At 64.7% G+C, this 15,823-nt stretch carries 17 protein-coding genes and 1 tRNA gene; 10 read left to right on the forward strand and 8 right to left on the reverse strand.

The annotated features are described in order from the left end of the window. Positions 1-8: 8 nt before the first annotated feature. The 7 genes from ACT4ML_RS09080 (at position 9) to ACT4ML_RS09110 (ending at position 7,396) form a co-directional block, all read left to right on the forward strand. Positions 9-902: a branched-chain amino acid ABC transporter permease gene (locus ACT4ML_RS09080; RefSeq protein WP_444720559.1), complete on the forward strand. Its 894-nt coding sequence runs from the start codon at positions 9-11 to the stop codon at positions 900-902. Continuing rightward, entirely contained in the window at positions 899-2,125 is a 1,227-nt protein-coding gene (locus ACT4ML_RS09085; RefSeq protein ID WP_444720560.1) for a branched-chain amino acid ABC transporter permease, read from the forward strand. Before ACT4ML_RS09080 ends, ACT4ML_RS09085 begins: the two co-directional genes overlap by 4 nt. Continuing rightward, complete coding sequence (locus ACT4ML_RS09090) at positions 2,122-2,889, forward strand: ABC transporter ATP-binding protein (protein ID WP_444720561.1); 768 nt, start codon at positions 2,122-2,124, stop codon at positions 2,887-2,889. The genes ACT4ML_RS09085 and ACT4ML_RS09090 overlap by 4 nt, the downstream gene beginning before the upstream one ends. Continuing rightward, the gene (locus tag ACT4ML_RS09095; protein ID WP_444720562.1) at positions 2,886-3,602 is read left to right on the forward strand and encodes an ABC transporter ATP-binding protein; all 717 of its coding nucleotides are present in this window, start codon (positions 2,886-2,888) and stop codon (positions 3,600-3,602) included. The genes ACT4ML_RS09090 and ACT4ML_RS09095 overlap by 4 nt, the downstream gene beginning before the upstream one ends. Position 3,603: 1 nt before the next feature. Next, positions 3,604-5,229, forward strand: coding sequence for a long-chain fatty acid--CoA ligase (locus ACT4ML_RS09100; RefSeq protein ID WP_444720563.1), 1,626 nt, complete (start codon positions 3,604-3,606; stop codon positions 5,227-5,229). Next, on the forward strand, positions 5,226-5,993 hold the full coding sequence (locus ACT4ML_RS09105) for an SDR family NAD(P)-dependent oxidoreductase (protein ID WP_444720564.1): 768 nt from the start codon (positions 5,226-5,228) through the stop codon (positions 5,991-5,993). The genes ACT4ML_RS09100 and ACT4ML_RS09105 overlap by 4 nt, the downstream gene beginning before the upstream one ends. A gap of 161 nt (positions 5,994-6,154) precedes the next feature. Beyond that, positions 6,155-7,396, forward strand: a complete 1,242-nt coding sequence (locus ACT4ML_RS09110; RefSeq protein WP_444720565.1) for an acyl-CoA dehydrogenase family protein — start codon at positions 6,155-6,157, stop codon at positions 7,394-7,396. 423 nt (positions 7,397-7,819) lie between these two features. On the opposite strand, the gene ACT4ML_RS09115 is transcribed toward ACT4ML_RS09110, so the two are convergent. After that, positions 7,820-7,892, reverse strand: a tRNA-Arg gene (locus ACT4ML_RS09115). A gap of 15 nt (positions 7,893-7,907) precedes the next feature. Then, positions 7,908-8,225 carry a twin-arginine translocase TatA/TatE family subunit gene (gene tatA, locus ACT4ML_RS09120; RefSeq protein WP_138245545.1) on the reverse strand — a complete coding sequence of 106 codons (318 nt, stop codon included), beginning with the start codon at positions 8,223-8,225 and terminating at the stop codon, positions 7,908-7,910. 294 nt (positions 8,226-8,519) lie between these two features. On the opposite strand from tatA, the gene ACT4ML_RS09125 reads away from it, so the two are divergent. Together ACT4ML_RS09125 and ACT4ML_RS09130 are read left to right on the forward strand one after the other, a co-directional pair. Further along, entirely contained in the window at positions 8,520-8,999 is a 480-nt protein-coding gene (locus ACT4ML_RS09125; protein WP_444720566.1) for a redoxin domain-containing protein, read from the forward strand. Positions 9,000-9,061: 62 nt separating this feature from the next. Beyond that, entirely contained in the window at positions 9,062-9,877 is an 816-nt protein-coding gene (locus ACT4ML_RS09130; protein WP_444720567.1) for an HD domain-containing protein, read from the forward strand. Between the two features lie 295 nt (positions 9,878-10,172). On the opposite strand, the gene ACT4ML_RS09135 is transcribed toward ACT4ML_RS09130, so the two are convergent. Continuing rightward, positions 10,173-10,397 (reverse strand): helix-turn-helix domain-containing protein, encoded by a 225-nt coding sequence (locus ACT4ML_RS09135; RefSeq protein ID WP_444720568.1) that lies wholly within the window; start codon positions 10,395-10,397, stop codon positions 10,173-10,175. Positions 10,398-10,662: 265 nt separating this feature from the next. Here ACT4ML_RS09135 and ACT4ML_RS09140 point away from each other — a divergent pair, with 265 nt between their 5' ends. Then, positions 10,663-10,857, forward strand: a complete 195-nt coding sequence (locus ACT4ML_RS09140; RefSeq protein WP_444720569.1) for a XapX domain-containing protein — start codon at positions 10,663-10,665, stop codon at positions 10,855-10,857. Between the two features lie 150 nt (positions 10,858-11,007). On the opposite strand, the gene ACT4ML_RS09145 is transcribed toward ACT4ML_RS09140, so the two are convergent. From ACT4ML_RS09145 to ACT4ML_RS09165, 5 genes are all read right to left on the reverse strand, one after another. Then, positions 11,008-12,846, reverse strand: coding sequence for an FAD-binding protein (locus tag ACT4ML_RS09145; protein ID WP_444720570.1), 1,839 nt, complete (start codon positions 12,844-12,846; stop codon positions 11,008-11,010). Positions 12,847-12,848: 2 nt separating this feature from the next. After that, on the reverse strand, positions 12,849-13,721 hold the full coding sequence (locus ACT4ML_RS09150) for a succinate dehydrogenase/fumarate reductase iron-sulfur subunit (RefSeq protein WP_444720571.1): 873 nt from the start codon (positions 13,719-13,721) through the stop codon (positions 12,849-12,851). A 1-nt stretch (position 13,722) separates the two neighbouring features. Continuing rightward, entirely contained in the window at positions 13,723-14,088 is a 366-nt protein-coding gene (locus ACT4ML_RS09155; protein WP_444720572.1) for a succinate dehydrogenase hydrophobic membrane anchor subunit, read from the reverse strand. Beyond that, on the reverse strand, positions 14,088-14,516 hold the full coding sequence (gene sdhC, locus ACT4ML_RS09160) for a succinate dehydrogenase, cytochrome b556 subunit (protein WP_444720573.1): 429 nt from the start codon (positions 14,514-14,516) through the stop codon (positions 14,088-14,090). Before sdhC ends, ACT4ML_RS09155 begins: the two co-directional genes overlap by 1 nt. A gap of 162 nt (positions 14,517-14,678) precedes the next feature. Continuing rightward, complete coding sequence (locus ACT4ML_RS09165; protein ID WP_444720574.1) at positions 14,679-15,773, reverse strand: succinylglutamate desuccinylase/aspartoacylase family protein; 1,095 nt, start codon at positions 15,771-15,773, stop codon at positions 14,679-14,681. Between the last annotated feature and the right edge of the window lie 50 nt (positions 15,774-15,823).

The raw sequence follows: 15,823 nt of genomic DNA on the forward strand, positions 1-15,823 counted from the left end.
TTATTACCATGTTTCCAATAAACGTATTTCCACTCATCGGGGTCGGGGACGTCGTCATCGGGCTGAGCCTCGGGAGCCGGCTGTTCCTGATCGCCGTCGGGTTGAGCCTGATCTTCGGCGTCCTCGGCGTCCTCAACTTCGCCCACGGGGCCCTCTACATGCTCGGCGCGTACTTCGCGCTGAGCGCCGCGACGAACCTCGTCGGCAACTTCTGGGTCGCGCTCGTGGTCGGTGCGATCGCCGTGGGGCTAGTCGGCGCGATCATCGAAGTCGTGACGATCCGACCGCTGTACGACCGCGCCGAGAGCGACCTCGACCAGTTGATCGTCACCTTCGGGTTCGTCCTCGTCATTCACGAACTGGTCCGCGAGGTCTGGGGGTCCCAGCCCTACGGGACGCCGGTGCCCGGCGTCCTCGATTTTACCGTCTCGATCGGCGGCAGTCAGTTCACGGCCTACCGGCTGTTCGTCGTCGTCGCCGCTGCCGCGGTGATGGTCGGCCTGTGGCTGTTCATCAAGCGGACGTACTTCGGCGCGCTCGTTCGGGGGACCTCCTCCGACCGGGAGATGGCGTCGATGCTCGGCGTCGACGTGCCGCGGCTGTACACGGGGGTGTTCTTCGCCGGGAGCTTCCTCGCCGGACTCGGCGGCGCGCTCGCGGCCCCGATGCAGTCGATCTCCCCCGGACTGGGCGAGTCGGTCATCATCGAGGCGTTCATCATCGTCGTCATCGGCGGCCTCGGGTCCCTGTCCGGCGCGTTCGTCGGCGCGATGTTCGTCGGGCTGTTACAGAGCTTCGGCACGCAGTTCATCGACGCCGGCAGCATCGCCATCCCGTTTCTCGCCATGGTGATCGTACTACTACTCAAACCGGAAGGACTGTTCGGAGGGATCGGTGAATGAGCACGCAAAGCGACGGACTCGTGGGCCGAATCGGTTCCTTCGGGAGGCAAGCGTTCGGGAACGGCTGGACGACCGAACGGTTCGTCATCCTCAGCCTGCTCGGTCTCGTCCTCGTCTCTTTCGGCCCGCGGTTCCAGGTGTACCTGTTCACGGAGTTCCTGATCATCGCGCTGTTCGCCGTCGCCTTCAACCTGCTGTACGGCTACACCGGACTGCTCTCGTTCGGTCACGCCATGTTCTTCGGGGCCGGCGCGTACGGGCTCGCGATCGTGTTCCGCGACTACCAGTCGGCGCTGGCCGATGTCGTCGGCACCGGGCTCGCCCCGCTCGCGACGTTCGTGGTCGGCGGATTCGTCGGCCTCCTGTTGGTGCTGCTACTCGCGATCCCCGTCGGCTACCTGAGCGTCCGACTCGAGGAGATCTACTTCGCGCTGATCACCCTCGCGTTCGGGATGCTGTTCTACTCGCTGCTCCTGCAGGATCCGAACGGGCTGACCAACGGGACCGACGGCATCTTCGTGCTACTCGGGACCGTCGAGATCGGCGGGACGGAGTTCAGACTGGGCGAACGCCGGATCTACTACTACATCACGGCCGCGGTCGTCACGGTCTCGATCTACGCCATCTGGCGGATCGTCAACTCGCCGTTCGGCACCATCTGTAAGGCCCTGCGCGAGAGCCCCGACCGGGCCGCGGCGCTGGGGGTCAACGTCACCGTCCACCGGTGGATGACCTTCGTCGTCTCGGCGCTGTTCGTCGGGGTCGCCGGCGTGTTGATCGCCGGCTTCACGAACGTCGCCACGCCCAACGAGGCCCACTGGTCGATGAGCGCGACGCCGGTCGTCGCGACCGTCATCGGCGGCGCCAGCTACTTCGCCGGGCCGATCGTCGGCGCGTTCCTCTACCACTACGTGCGCTGGGGGATCAGCCGCTTCCCGGCGCTCGAGGCCTACTGGGAACTGTTCTTCGGGATCATGCTCATCGTCGTCGTCCTCTACTTCAAGCAGGGGGCGGCCGGCGGCTTGGTCATGTTCGGCGCGTGGCTACAGGACGTGCGAGCGGCCTACGACCGCGGCGGCGCGGGCGAAGCGGCGTCGTTCGTCGGCGATTCGGTCGCTGCGAAGGGTCGCGCCGTCGTCGCTCGAATCGCCGCGATCGTTCGAGCCTACGTGAACTTCCTCAAGACGCTTCTCGGAGTCCGGGACGGGGGTGCCGGCCGATGACCACGGTGCTTCGCACCGAGGACCTGCGCAAGGAGTTCGGCAATCTGGTCGCGACCGACGGCGTGAGCCTCGCGTTCGATGACGAGGACGTGACCAGCATCATCGGCCCCAACGGCGCCGGCAAGACGACCTTCTACAACCTGTTGACGGGCGTCTTGCAGCCGACGGGCGGCGAGATCTGGCTCCGAAAGGACGGCGACATGCAGGAGATCACCGACGCCGAGCCCCACGAGGTCGCCCGCAGCGGGCTCTCCCGGTCCTACCAGATCACGAATATCTTCGAGGGGCTGACCGTCCGGGAGAACCTGCAGGTCGCACGCATCACCTACGAGGGCCGGACATTCGACATGCTCTCTCGGCCCGACGCCGACGAGGAACTCAACGCCGACGTCGACGAACTGCTCGAGCTAACGAACCTCACCGGCATCGCCGAGACGAAATGCGACACGCTGAGCCACGGCGAGAAGCGCAACGTCGAGATCGCGCTGGCGCTCGCGATCGAGCCGTCGGTGTTCCTGTTGGACGAGCCGACCGCGGGGATGAACCCGACCGAGACGGAGGAGATCGTCTCGCTCATTCGGGAACTGAACCGGGACATCGAGGCGACGTTCATCGTCACCGAACACGACATGGATGTCGTGACCGACATCTCCGATCGGATCGTCGTGCTCGCCGAGGGCGCGGTGCTGGCCGACGGCGAGCCCCAAGCGGTACTGAGCGACGAACGAGTGACCGAAGCCTACCTCGGAAGTGAGACCGTATGACCGTTCTCGACATCGACGACATCGACACCTACTACGGCAACAGCCACGTCCTGCACGACGTTTCACTGGATCTGGCGGAGGGAGAGGTCGTCGCACTGCTCGGCCGCAACGGAGCCGGGAAGACGACGACGATGCGCTCGATCATGGGCGTCACCCCGCCCCGGCGCGGCAGTATCACATACCGCGGCGAGGAGATCGTGGGCAAATCGCCCGACGAGATCAACGACCTCGGGATCAATCTGGTCCCGGAGGACCGCCGGGTGTTCCCGACGCTGACGGTCCACGAGAACATCGTCCTCGCACACAAGCTCGCGGCCGATCCGCGGCCGGTCGAAGAGATGTACGAACTGTTTCCGATCCTCGACGACCTGCGGACGAACAACGGCCAGAACCTGAGCGGCGGCGAACAGCAGATGCTCTCGGTCGCCCGCGCGCTGGTCCAGCGGCCGTCGACGCTGTTGCTCGACGAGCCGACCGAGGGGCTCGCGCCGGTCATCGTCGACGACCTCCAGGAGATGCTGCAGGCCGTCGTCGAGGAGGATGTCACCGTCTTGCTCTCCGAGCAGAACGTCTCCTTCGCGTTCGAACTCGCGACGCGGGGCTACGTCATCGACACCGGCTCGATCGTGTTCGAGGGCTCCATCGAGGAAATCCGGGAGCGCGACGACCTGCTCGAGAAGTATCTGGCCGTCTCGCCGGAGGAGGTGGCCTGAGATGACCGGCACCGATCTGACGATCCAGCCGTTCTTCTGGCGGCCGACGAACCTCTTCCCGGAGACCCGGCTGGTCTCCCGGACCGACGACGGCATCGTTGATACGTCCTACGGCGAGTTCGGCGACCGAGTCCGGTCCCTGCTCGCGGCGCTCGAGGACCGCGGCTTCGGTCACGGCGACCGGATCGGCACGTTCGGCTGGAACCACCACCGCCACCTCGAGACCTACTACGCCGCGCCCCTCTCGGGCGCACAGTTGCACACGATCAACGTCCAACTCGGCGACGACGATATCACCTATATCGTCGAGGATGCGGACGACGACATCCTGTTCGTCGATCCCGGCGAGCCGTTCGCGACGATCAAGCGGCTGTGGGACGAGCTGGCTGTCGACGAGGTAGTCGTGATGGGCGAGACCGTTCCCGACACCGAGGTCGACGCCGTCGCCTACGAGGACCTGCTCGACGAGTACGACCCCATCGACGAGGCCGACATGCCGAGCCTCGAGGAGGAGTACCCCGCCGGGATGTGTTACACTTCGGGGACGACGGGTCGGCCGAAGGGCGTCGAGTACACCCACAAGATGATCTACGCCCACGCCATGATGGTGATGACTCCCGCCGGCCTCGGCATCGAGGAGAGCGACGTGGTCATGCCCGTCGTGCCGATGTTCCACGTCAACTCCTGGGAGTTCCCCTACGCCGCGACGATGGCCGGCGCGACGCAGGTCTACCCCGGTCCCTCGCCGAGCGCGGCCGACCTGCTCGAGTTGATCGAGCGCGAGGGCGTCACCATGACTGCCGGCGTCCCGACGGTCTGGATCAACCTGCTCGAGTACGTCGACGAACACGGCGGCGACCTCTCCTCCCTCGAGCGGATCGTCGTCGGCGGCAGCGCCGCGCCCGAGGAGATGATGCGCCGCTACGACGAGGAGTTCGACGTCACCGTCGAGCACGCGTGGGGGATGACCGAGACGATGAGCATCGGCTCGGTCTCCCGGCCGAAGTCCCGCATGGCCGACTGGGACCCGAGCCGGAAGTACGAGAAACGGCGGAAACAGGGGCTGCTCTCGCCCGGCCTCGAGATGCGCGTGGTAAACGACGCGGGCGAGGTGGTCCCCTGGGACGGCGAGGCCGCCGGCGAACTGTGGGTCCGCGGGCCGACGGTGATCACGGAGTACTACAACCGTCCCGAAGCCAACGAGGCGGATTTCGAGGGCCAGTGGCTCAAGACCGGCGATATCGTCTCCGTCGACGAGGACGGCTACATCGAGGTCGTCGACCGCGCGAAAGACGTCATCAAGAGCGGCGGCGAGTGGATCTCCTCGATCGCGCTCGAGAACGCGCTGATGGCCAACCCGGACGTGGTCGAATCGGCGGTGATCGGCGTCCCCCACGAGAAGTGGCAGGAACGGCCGCTCGCGACCGTCGTCACCGCCGAGGATGCCGACCCCGACGAGGCGGAACTGCAGGACCACCTGCGGGAGACCCTCGAGCAGCCCGACTGGTGGCTCCCCGACGAGATCCGCGTCGTCGAGCGGATCCCCAAGACGGCGACCGGGAAGTTCGACAAGCAGGGCCTGCGCGAAAAGCTTGACGTGGGCGACGACGAAACGGAGGACCGATGAGCGACCTGTTCGATCTCGAGGGGCGAGTCGCAGTGGTGACGGGCGGCGGCCGCGGTATCGGCCGCGCGATCGCCGTCGAACTGGCGAACGCGGGAGCCGCGGTGGTCCCGAGCGCCCGCTCGACGGACGAAATCGAGGCCGTCGCCGCCGACATCGAGGACGCGGGCGGCGACGCACTCGCCGTGCCCGCGGACGTGACGGACTCGGACGACGTCGGCGCGGTTATCGACCGAACCGTCGAGGAGTTCGGCGGCGTCGACATCGTCGTCAACAACGCCGGATTCAACCCCGACGACGCGCTCGGCCGGCCGGAAGACGTCGAGACAGAGGGCCTCGACCGCGTGCTGGATGTCAACCTGAACGGCGCGTACGAGGTCACCCGCACCGCGGCTGACCACCTCCTCGAGAGCGACGGCGGCTCGGTCATCAACGTCGCCAGCGTCGGCGGGCTGGTCGGCCTCCCGCGCCAGCACCCCTACGTCGCCTCGAAGCACGGACTCGTCGGCCTCACTAAGAGCATGTCCTTGGACTGGGCGCCGGAGGTCCGGGTCAACGCCGTCGCGCCGGGCTACGTCTCGACGGAACTCACCGAGGACCTCGAGGGCAACGAGCGACTGCGCCAGTCGATCATCGATCGCACGCCGCTGGATCGGTTCGCCGATCCCGAAGAGATCGCCGGCCCGGTCGTCTTCCTCGCGAGCGAGGCCTCGAGTTACGTGACCGGCTCGGTGCTCGCGGCCGACGGCGGCTGGACGGCCCGATAGGGACCGGGTTTCAGTCGATTGCCCGTTCGCGTCCACCTCTTTCTCCCGATCCGAACCGATCAGGTTCGGCCCGAGCCGTCCATCATGAAAAATGACGGGGATAGTTGCGACCGCGTGGGGGTTCTCCCAACGCTTAGCCGCCGGTCTGGGCTACACCCGCTATGCACTACAACGACAGCGACCGAGCGCGCGAGGTCGCCGAGCGTGCGAACGACTTGCTGGAGGAGGTCGTCCTCCCGATCGAACGCGAGCGGGCCGGCGGGATGGCCGTCTCGAGTGGCACCATCGCCGAACTCCGCGAGGCCGCCCGCGAGTACGATGTCTACGCCCCACAAATCCCCGAAGAGTACGGCGGGTTGGGACTGAGCTTCCGCGATTCGCTGCCGGCCTTCGAGGAGGCCGGCCGCAGCCTCCTCGGACAGGTCGCGATGCGCGTCGACGCCCCCGACGAGGGGAACATGCACCTGCTCGAGTTGGCCGGCGACGAGTTGCAGAAAGAGGCCTACCTCGAGCCGCTGGTCGCGGGCGAGATCACGTCCGGCTTCTCGATGACCGAGCCGATGCAGGGGGCGGGGTCGGATCCGAAGATGATCCAGACGACGGCCGAGAGAGACGGCGACGAGTGGGTCATCGACGGCCACAAGTGGTGGACGACACAGGGCGTCGAGGCCGATATCCTGATCGTGCTCGCTCGAACCGATCCCGAGGCCCACCCCTACGAGGGCTGTTCGCTCTTTCTCGTCCCGGCCGACGCCGACGGCGTCGAGGTCGTCCGCGACGTACCCCACATGGGCGGCGGCAACCGGGGCGCGTCGCATGCCGAAATTCGCTACGAGAACGTCCGCGTGCCCGACGAACACCTGCTCGGCGAACTGAATCAGGGCTTTACCCACGCCCAAGAGCGACTCGGCCCCGCCCGCCTGACCCACTGTATGCGATACTCGGGGATGGCCCAGCGCTCGCTCGACATCGCGAAGGCCTACGTGAGCGAACGACAGGGATTCGACTCGACACTCTCGGACAAGCAATCGCTTCGCCACCGGATCGCCGACGCCGAAACGAAACTCCACATGGCCCGGACCGGCATCCGCGACGCCGCCGATCGGATCGCCGCCGGCGACGAGGCCCGCGTCCCCGTCTCGATGTGTAAAGTCTACACCGCAAACGCCACGCAGGACGCGATCGACCTCGCGGTGCAGTGTTGCGGTGCCAACGGCATCGGCAAGGATCTCCCGCTCTCGGACTTCTACGAATCGGTCCGCCAGTTCCGCATCGTCGACGGGGCCGACGAGGTCCACCGACGGGTCATCGCCCGCGCGGCTTTCGATGACGTTCCCGAGGAAGAACTCGAGCCGCTCACCCGCTTCGGCGATCCGAACCGGGAGCGAAGCACGGACCACTGACGGTCCGTCGCCGATCCCGTTTTCGCCGGCCGCGTCGGCACCCCCGCTTTCGGCCGCTCGAGTGGCACGATCGTCTAGGAACGGTGACCGCGGTCACGGGCCGGCACATCGGGTGTCGGTCACCTCGTGAGTCGGTCCTCGAGACGGCTCTTGGGGTGACACACCGCTGGTCGGCCGGTTCCGAACGGGGGTCGCCTCGAGGGCCGTATCCGGCTGACGTGACGGGATTCGAACCACGCGAACGGCTCGCTTCGCTCGCCGTTCTCTCATTCGAATCCCGTGCCCGTCCGCTCCTCACGTCCGTTCGTCGCAGGACGGGCGTGGCGGGATTCGAACCGCGGTCGCAGCGAAGCTGCTCCCTGATTCAAGAATCCCGCCGTGCCGGTTCACTCGACGACTCGCTTCGCTCGTCGTCTCGCTGCACGGGCGTGGCGGGATTCGAACCCACGATCAGAAGGTTAGGAACCTCCTGCCCTATCCGCTAGGCCACACGCCCCGGCGCGAAAAGAATTTAGTTGGTTTCCGTTTCGGGTTCCGTCTCGGTCTCCTCGTCGGTGGTGACGGGTTCCGTGTCGACGAACTCCTCGTCTTCCTCGAGGTCGGCATCGCTCGCGTCGCCCTCGTATTCGCCGGTTTCGCGCATTTCCTCGAGTTCCGTTTCGACCTTCTCGCGCCCCTTCTGGAACTCACCCATCGCCTCACCGGTCGATCGTGCCAGCTTCGGAATCTTGTTGGCTCCGAAGAGCAAGATTGCGATGATGAGAATGATGGCGAGTTCCGGAGGCCCCATGCCGCCGGGGATGAACAGCGGTGCAATTTCGGCTACCATCTCTATGCGTGGCTTACCCGCTGTCAATTATAACCTTTTTGGACCACTTAGGTAACCAAAAAGCCGCGACAGTCCGTTTGAAGACGACAATAGGAGATTTTGACCGCATCGATCGGCGGCCGCATCACGGTCGGTCACAGAAACGCGGGTGACGGAGGACCGATCACCGTTCTCTCGGTCCAGTCTCGGGTGAGAACCTGGACGGTCGGACCGATAGCAACCAGTTCTCCCAACACCCGGGTAACTGGTCCGCGAACGAAACTATCTTTCCGGCTTGTACACAATACTCCGACGATGGTAACAACTGGAGACGCCGCACCCGACTTCACCGCACCGCTCGCAAACGGCGACATCGAGGAGTTCACGCTCTCCGAGCGCCTCGAGGACGAGGCACCGATCGTCCTCGCGTTCTTCCCCGGCGCCTTTACCGGTGTCTGTACCACCGAGATGTGTACGTTCCAGGACCGTCTGGCCGCGTTCAACGACCTCGACGCCACCGTCTACGGCGTCAGCCGCGACTCGCCGTTTACGCTCAACGAGTTCCGCGAGCAGAACGGCCTCGAATTCGGCCTCATTAGCGACTACAACAAGGAGATCATCGACGACTACGGGATCCCGATGGACTTCGCCGATCTGGGCGTCCACGGCGTCGCCAAGCGCTCCGTGTTCGTCGTCGACGGCGACGGCAACATCGCCTACTCGTGGGTCAGCGACGACCCCGGCGTCGAACCCGACTACGACGAGGTCGAGGCCGCGGTCGACGACCTGTCGTAACGTCGCATCACGCAGTCACGACCGTCGCAGGGCTTTTTTTAGTCCGCAACCGACGTACCGGTATGAGCGACCCCGCTGTCGACGAGGACTCCCGCCGCGTCTATACTCCAGACGACGATCACAACTTTCCCGACGAGAAACTGAACTCGGTCCTCGAGTTCATCGACGACGACGAGGAGATCACGACGTATCTCGAGGCCCAAAACGTCAACGCGGTCGACCGAATGCGGTACAACGACCACGGGACGAAACACATCGAGATCGTCCGCAATCGGGCGCTGTGTCTCTACGACCTGCTCAAGGCCGGTGAGGTCGACTTCAACGGCGCGCGCCAACAGGGACTGGCCGAGGAGGACGAATCGGTCATCGTCGCGCTGGCGGCGACGCTGCACGACGTCGGCCACGTCGTCCACCGCGACAGCCACGCCTACTACTCGATCCCGCTGGCGGCGGACATCCTCGACCGGATCCTCCCCGAGTTCTACGACGTCGCCGAGACGGTCCGGATGAAAGGTGAGGTCCTGCACGCGATCCTCTGTCACCACACCGCCGAGACGCCGTTGACCACCGAAGCCGGCGTCATCCGCGTCTCCGACGCCCTCGACATGGAACGCGGCCGCTCGCGCATCCCCTACGAGCACGGCGGCCGGGGTATCAACACCCTCTCGAGTCAGGCCATCAGCCGCGTCTCGCTCCAGCAGGGTGACACCACGCCCGTCATGGTCGAAATCTCGATGACCAACGCCGCCGGCGTCTATCAGGTCGATAACCTGCTCAAGGCCAAACTCGAGGACTCCGGCCTCGAGGACCAGATCCGGATCGTCGCGCTCAACACGAACGAGAACCGCGAGCAGTTGGTCGAGCGGATCGAGCTCTAATAGCGAAGTTTTACGCTGTCGTTCGGAAGACGCTTTGCGTCTTCCGTGATGACGAGAGGCGCTTTGCGCCTCTCGAACCACGTGCGGTCGCGAAGCGACCGCACTCGGTAAAATTTCGATCAAAAGCCTCCTCCTTCCGTTCCGCTCGTTTCTCTCGCTCCACATCAGTCGTCGGCCCGCGAGCGCCGAAGGCGCTCGCGGCGGGTTTCGGGTACCTGCCTGCCCTTCCCCGAGTCACGAGTTCCTCGCAGTGCTCGGAACTCGCTCCCGGCCATTCACGTCAGTCGATCTCCCCTCAGGCGAGTTTGTACCGTCCGTCCTGCCGCTCGAGATAGCCCCGGTCCCGAAGCGTTCCGGTGATCGAGAGGATCGTCCCCTTCGTGACCGCGAGGTCGTCACAGAGGTCGTCGGCGGTCGCGCCGTCGCTGGCGGCCAGATACAGGTACACCAGCTTCGCGCGAGCGGAATCGAGATCGGTCGGGATCGACACGTCGAGGTCCGTCGTCGCTGTTTGGTTCATACACGAACCTCTGCATTTCGACGATAATAAACGTCATCTACAACGATCGTCGAAAACAGAGTGATGAGACGGTCGTCATTGCTGTCGATACGGAAAGCGTCGATCGTCGAATATGCTCCAAAGAGACGAGTCAGTTGCTCGAGTAGCGGATTTCGAATATAGTCGATCGTCGTACCACTGATTCGTGAGACTCGTTCACAGCGGAACTGCGGCCGGTGAATCCGGGCGGACCGTTTTTGTGGGCTCACTCGCGAGTACTAATCCGATGTCGACGCAACTTACTCTCCTCGCGCTCCTAACCGGATTGCTGACCGGCGCACTGTTCCGGTTTCTCAACGTCCCGATCCCCGCCCCGCCGGAGTTCCCCGGAATCGTGGGTATCATCGGGATCTACATCGGCTACAGGCTGATCGAGTACCTCGACATCGGCGTTGACCTCCTCGAGATACTCGGCGTGTAGCGGGAAACGAGGCTCAGTGTGGGTTTCGGGACGACTCGAGTATCGACGAGAGCACACGTCTCTGCTGGGGAATTTCGTGTGACTAAAACGGTCGAATTGTCGGTCGGACGATCCGCTCGATAAAAAATCCGCTGTGACTGCGGAGTGCGATCAGTAGCTGCGTTCTTTCGGCTCGTAGGTCTTGTTCTGCCCTTCGAGGATGACCGGCCGGTAGAAGATCGAGGGTTCGCCGTCGTCCCACGAGATGAGCGTGTGCTTGAGCCAGTTCTCGTCGTCGCGGATCTGGTTCTCTTGGCGCCAGTGAGCGCCGCGGAACTCGTTGCGCACGAGCGCGCCGAGCGCGATCGTCTCGGCCACGTCGATCAGGTTCCGCGTCTCGATCGTCTGTTGAAGATCCGTATTGAACGTCTTCGAGGGGTCGTCGACGTAGACGTCCTGATACTCCTGTCGACACTCGCGGATGATCTCGAGTGCCTTCTTGACGCCCTCCTCAGTGCGGAAGACGTTGACGTAGTCGGTCATGGCCTTCTGGAGCTTGGCGCGGATCTCGGCGTGCTGGACGCCGTCTTCCTTGTCCATCAGGGTGTCGACGCGCTCGCGAGCGGCTTCGACCTTTCGCTCGAGGATGCCCTCGGCGTCGGCGGTGACGCCACCGTCTGCGGCGACGCCGCCGGACGTGTCGAGTCCCGCTTCGCCGGGCTGGACGGGGAGTTCGGTCTCGGTCTCGTCCTCGACGTCGTCGCCGTAGCCGGTCCGGATCTCGGGTTCGCCGAGGTCGTCGCCGGCGGCGTGGCGGCCCGCGCGCTTGCCGAAGACGATCAGTTCCGGCAGGGCGTTCCCGCCGAGGCGGTTGCCGCCGTGGACGGAGACGCAGGCGCACTCGCCGGCGGCGTAGAGGCCGTTGACGCAGGTCTGGCCGTTCTCGTCGACCTCGATGCCGCCCATCGCGTAGTGTTGGCCGGGCTTGACCGGCATCGGCTCGACGAGGCCGTCGACGCCCTCGAAGTCCTCCGCGAGGTGGAGGATGTTCTCGAGGCGGTCCATGATGCGCTCCTCGCCGAGGTGGCGCATGTCGAGGTGGACGTACTCGTCCTCGACGCCCCGTCCCTCGTTGACCTCGGTGAGTTCGGCGCGGGCGACGACGTCCCGCGAGGCGAGCTCGCCGGAGTTGTTCGCGTAGCCGTGCTCGAACATGAACCGCTCGCCCTCGCTGTTGTAGAGGATACCGCCTTCGCCGCGGACACCCTCGGAGATGAGGACACCCGTCGACGGCAGCGAGGTCGGGTGGAACTGGATGAACTCCATGTCCTCGAGCGGCGCGCCCGCACGATATGCCATGGCGTGGCCGTCGCCGGTACAGGAGACGGCGTTGGTGGTGTGATCGAAGGCCTGCCCGGGGCCGCCGGTCGCGAGGACGACGCCCTGATTCGCTTTGAAGCCTTCAATGTTGCCGGACTGGACGTCGTATGCGACGACGCCGTGGCACTCGCGGTCGTTCGGGTCCGACTCGTCGGTGGTCGCGAGGTCCATCACGTACCACTCGTCGTAGACCTGAATGCCTCGTTTGACGACCTGCTCGTACATCGTGTGCAGCAGGTGGTGGCCCGTCTCGGCACCGGCGTAGGTGGTCCGCGGGTACGAGAGGCCGCCGAACGGCCGCTGGGAGACCCGGCCGTCCTCCTCGCGGGAGAACGGCATCCCCCAGTGCTCGAGGTTGATGGTCTCCTCGGGGGCGTCCTGTGCGAGGGTCTCGACCGCCGGCGCGTCGCCGAGGTAGTCCGAGCCCTTCATCGTGTCGTAGGCGTGGAGTTCCCAGTCGTCGCCCTCCTGGAGGGCGGCGTTGATGCCGCCTTCCGCCGCGCCGGTGTGGCTGCGGACGGGGTGGAGTTTCGAGACCATCGCCACGTCGGCTCCCGCTTCGTGCGCTGCGATCGCGGCCCGGAGGCCGGCGCCGCCCGCGCCGACCACGATAACGTCGTGTTCGTACATGATTACCAGAACTTCAGGTTCTTCTTGACTGCTTCCCGCTTGAGCTCCTGAATGTGCTCGGTGAGCGGAATGTCCTTCGGACACACCTCGGTACAGGAGAACTGGGTCTGGCACCGCCAGACGCCGTGTTCCTGCTCGAGAATGCGGAGTCGGTGCTCCTTGATCTCCTCGCCCTCGCGGTCGTCCATGGCGAACTTGTAGGCCTTGTTGATCGCCGCCGGACCCAGGTACTCGTTGTCGCCGGCCGCGATGTTACACGAGGACATACACGCGCCACACCAGATACACCGCGAGGACATCTTGATCTTCTCGCGGTTTTCGGGGCTCTGGCGCTGTTCATCGAGGTCTTCGACCGGAGGTGTGTCCTCGTCCTGGAAGTACGGCTCGACCGTATGCATCTGGTCGTAGAAGTGGTCCATGTCGACGACCAGGTCCTTGACGACCTCCTGATGGGGCAGGGGCTCGATGCGAACGGGTTGTTCGAGTTCCGAGATCTGGGTCTTACAGCCCAGTCGCTGCTTGCCGTTGACGAAGAAGGCGTCGGAGCCACAGACGGCCTGTCGACAGGAGTGGCGGAACGTCAGCGACGAGTCGTACTCGTCGCGGGCGTACATGACCGAGTCGAGGACGGTCATCCCCTTCTCGAAGGGGACGTGGAAGTCGTCGAAACGGGGTTCCTGCTTGCCCTCGACTTCGGGGTCGTAGCGGAACACCTTGAGGTGGACCGTCTCGCCCTCGAGTTCGGCCTTCTTTTCGGCGTGTTCGTCGACCATGCCGCCGCCTTTCTGCTCTTCGGCAGCCGGCGACTCCGCGCCTTTCATCTCCGGGTCTTCCGGTGCTTCCTGCGTTTCGGGTTCGGCTTGTTGCGTACTCATATCAGATCATCCCTCCCATCGTGAGTGCGACGTAGGTGCCCTGTGCGACGAGGGCGAGACTCGCGATGACCAGCACTGCCAGCACGACCTTCTTTTGGGTTCCCTCGAGGCCCTGATTGACCAGCGCGTTGTAGACGCCGTTGACGCCGTGGAACGTGGCGGTAATCAGGAACAGGACCATCGTCAGGAAGTACCCGATGTTCTCCATTCGAGCCTGAGTGCCCATGAAGGTTACCTCGTACGCGTGGTTGACGAAGTGTAAGAGGAAGAAGTGGAAGGCGAGAACCACGACGAGAAACGCCGCCGTGACTCGTTGGAGGAACCAGCCGGTTCCGCCGGGCGTAAAGGAGGAGTATCGTTCCGCCATCAGATCCCCACCCCCGTCAGGAAGGTCGGGACGCTGGCGACGGTGATCGCACCCGTCAGCACCAGCGAGGCGTAGAAACTCTTGTCCTGTGCCTCGAGTCCGACGCCGAGATCGACCATCAGCAGGCGGAGGCCGTTCAGGATGTGGAAGACGGCCACCGCGAGCAGGCCCACCTCGAGCAGGCGGATGAGGAACAGGCCCTCGAGTCCCTGCAGCGTCGTGGTGTAAATATCGTTCTGTGCTTCGATGACTCGTTGACTCTCACTCGCAGCACCGATAGACGTGCTCAGCACGGCGATATGGGTGAACAGGTAGCCGATCAAGACCCACCCGGTGAACTTGTGGAAGATCCACGCCCACATGCCGGCCGAGAACTCCTTCCAGCGACCGAAGTCCTCGATGAGACCGCGATTGTAAGACTGACTCATGCGCTCATGTGGACCGTTTGACCGTGGGGGTATAGAAGTTACTTTTATCTCTCCTGCCCCAACTTCCGTGCATACAATTATTTTCAGAACGAAACGGTCTTTTGCCACGGATTCCCGAATCAGTTCGGGACCCGGTACCCGACCGTTCGACGCCCGGCACGGTCAGTCGTTCTGTCGGAGTTCGGACCGCGAACGCTCCGTCGTCCGCTCGCGCTCTAAGGCCGTGAGCGTGTCCGGCGAGAGGCCGACGAGGTGACAGAGCGGGTTCCCCGGGTAGACGACCGGATTCTCGAGGACGCCGACGATGAGCCCGGTAAAGGGGGCCTCGACGGTGACGATGTCTTCCTCTTCCTTGAAGGGGTTCGTAATGGTACAGATCACTTCGCCCTCCTTGACGAGCGTGCCGCGGCCGCATTTCATGTCGACGATGCCGCCGGCGTCGGCGCGGAGCCACGTCTTCTCGTTGTCGTCGTCGATGACGGTCCGCCAGCCGGGCCAGTGAACCGACGACTCCCGGTGGAGGCCGAACTCGGCCAGCACGCTCGCAACACCGGTGAGCGCGCGGTCGATCAGCCGCCGCTGGAACCGGTGGGCCTCGCCCATCTCGACGGTGATCGCGGGGATTCCGGCTTCGGTCGCCTCGCGTCGGAGCGTGCCCGAGGGGCCCTCGCCCGCGATGATGACGTTGGAACTGAACGCCTTGGCGAGTCGGCCCACGTCCGATCGTTCCATGTTGGCCCGGACGTGGAGCATGTTCGTTCGTCCGCGCGTCGACGTGTGGAAGTCGACCCCGAGGTCGCAGGGCTCGATGAAGTTCGTGAAGATTCGGTGGGCCATTCGTCTGGCGCTGGTCGACCCCTCGCGGCCGGGGAACGACCGGTTCAGGTCCCGATCGTAGATCGGCAGATACCGCTCTTGGGCGAGAAAGCCGGGAACGTTCATCACGGGGAGACAGACCAGCGTCCCGTGGAGCACGGAGTGGTCCCAGTCGTGGGCGACCTCGCGGACGACCTCGATTCCGTTGAGTTCGTCGCCGTGGGCCGCCGCCGAGAGGAAGACCGTCGGTCCCGGCAACTCGCCGTTGATCACCGTGACGGGAATCCTGACGGGGTCCCCGAGGTACGTCTCGCTGATGCCGTAGCGGATGTTCGCCGACTCGCCGGGATCGACCCGACCGCCGTTGTACGTGAACGGTTCGGCCGTCGCGTCGGAGCCGGGCTGATCGGGCGGTTCGGTCGCCGCCGCGTCGTCGCTCATATCAGGTTCTCCGGGGGCATCACCGTGAATCTTCTCCCTTCAGCTCCGAA

The sequence above is a fragment of the Natrinema sp. LN54 genome (assembly GCF_052439245.1).
Classification (GTDB): Archaea; Halobacteriota; Halobacteria; order Halobacteriales; family Natrialbaceae; genus Natrinema; species Natrinema versiforme_A.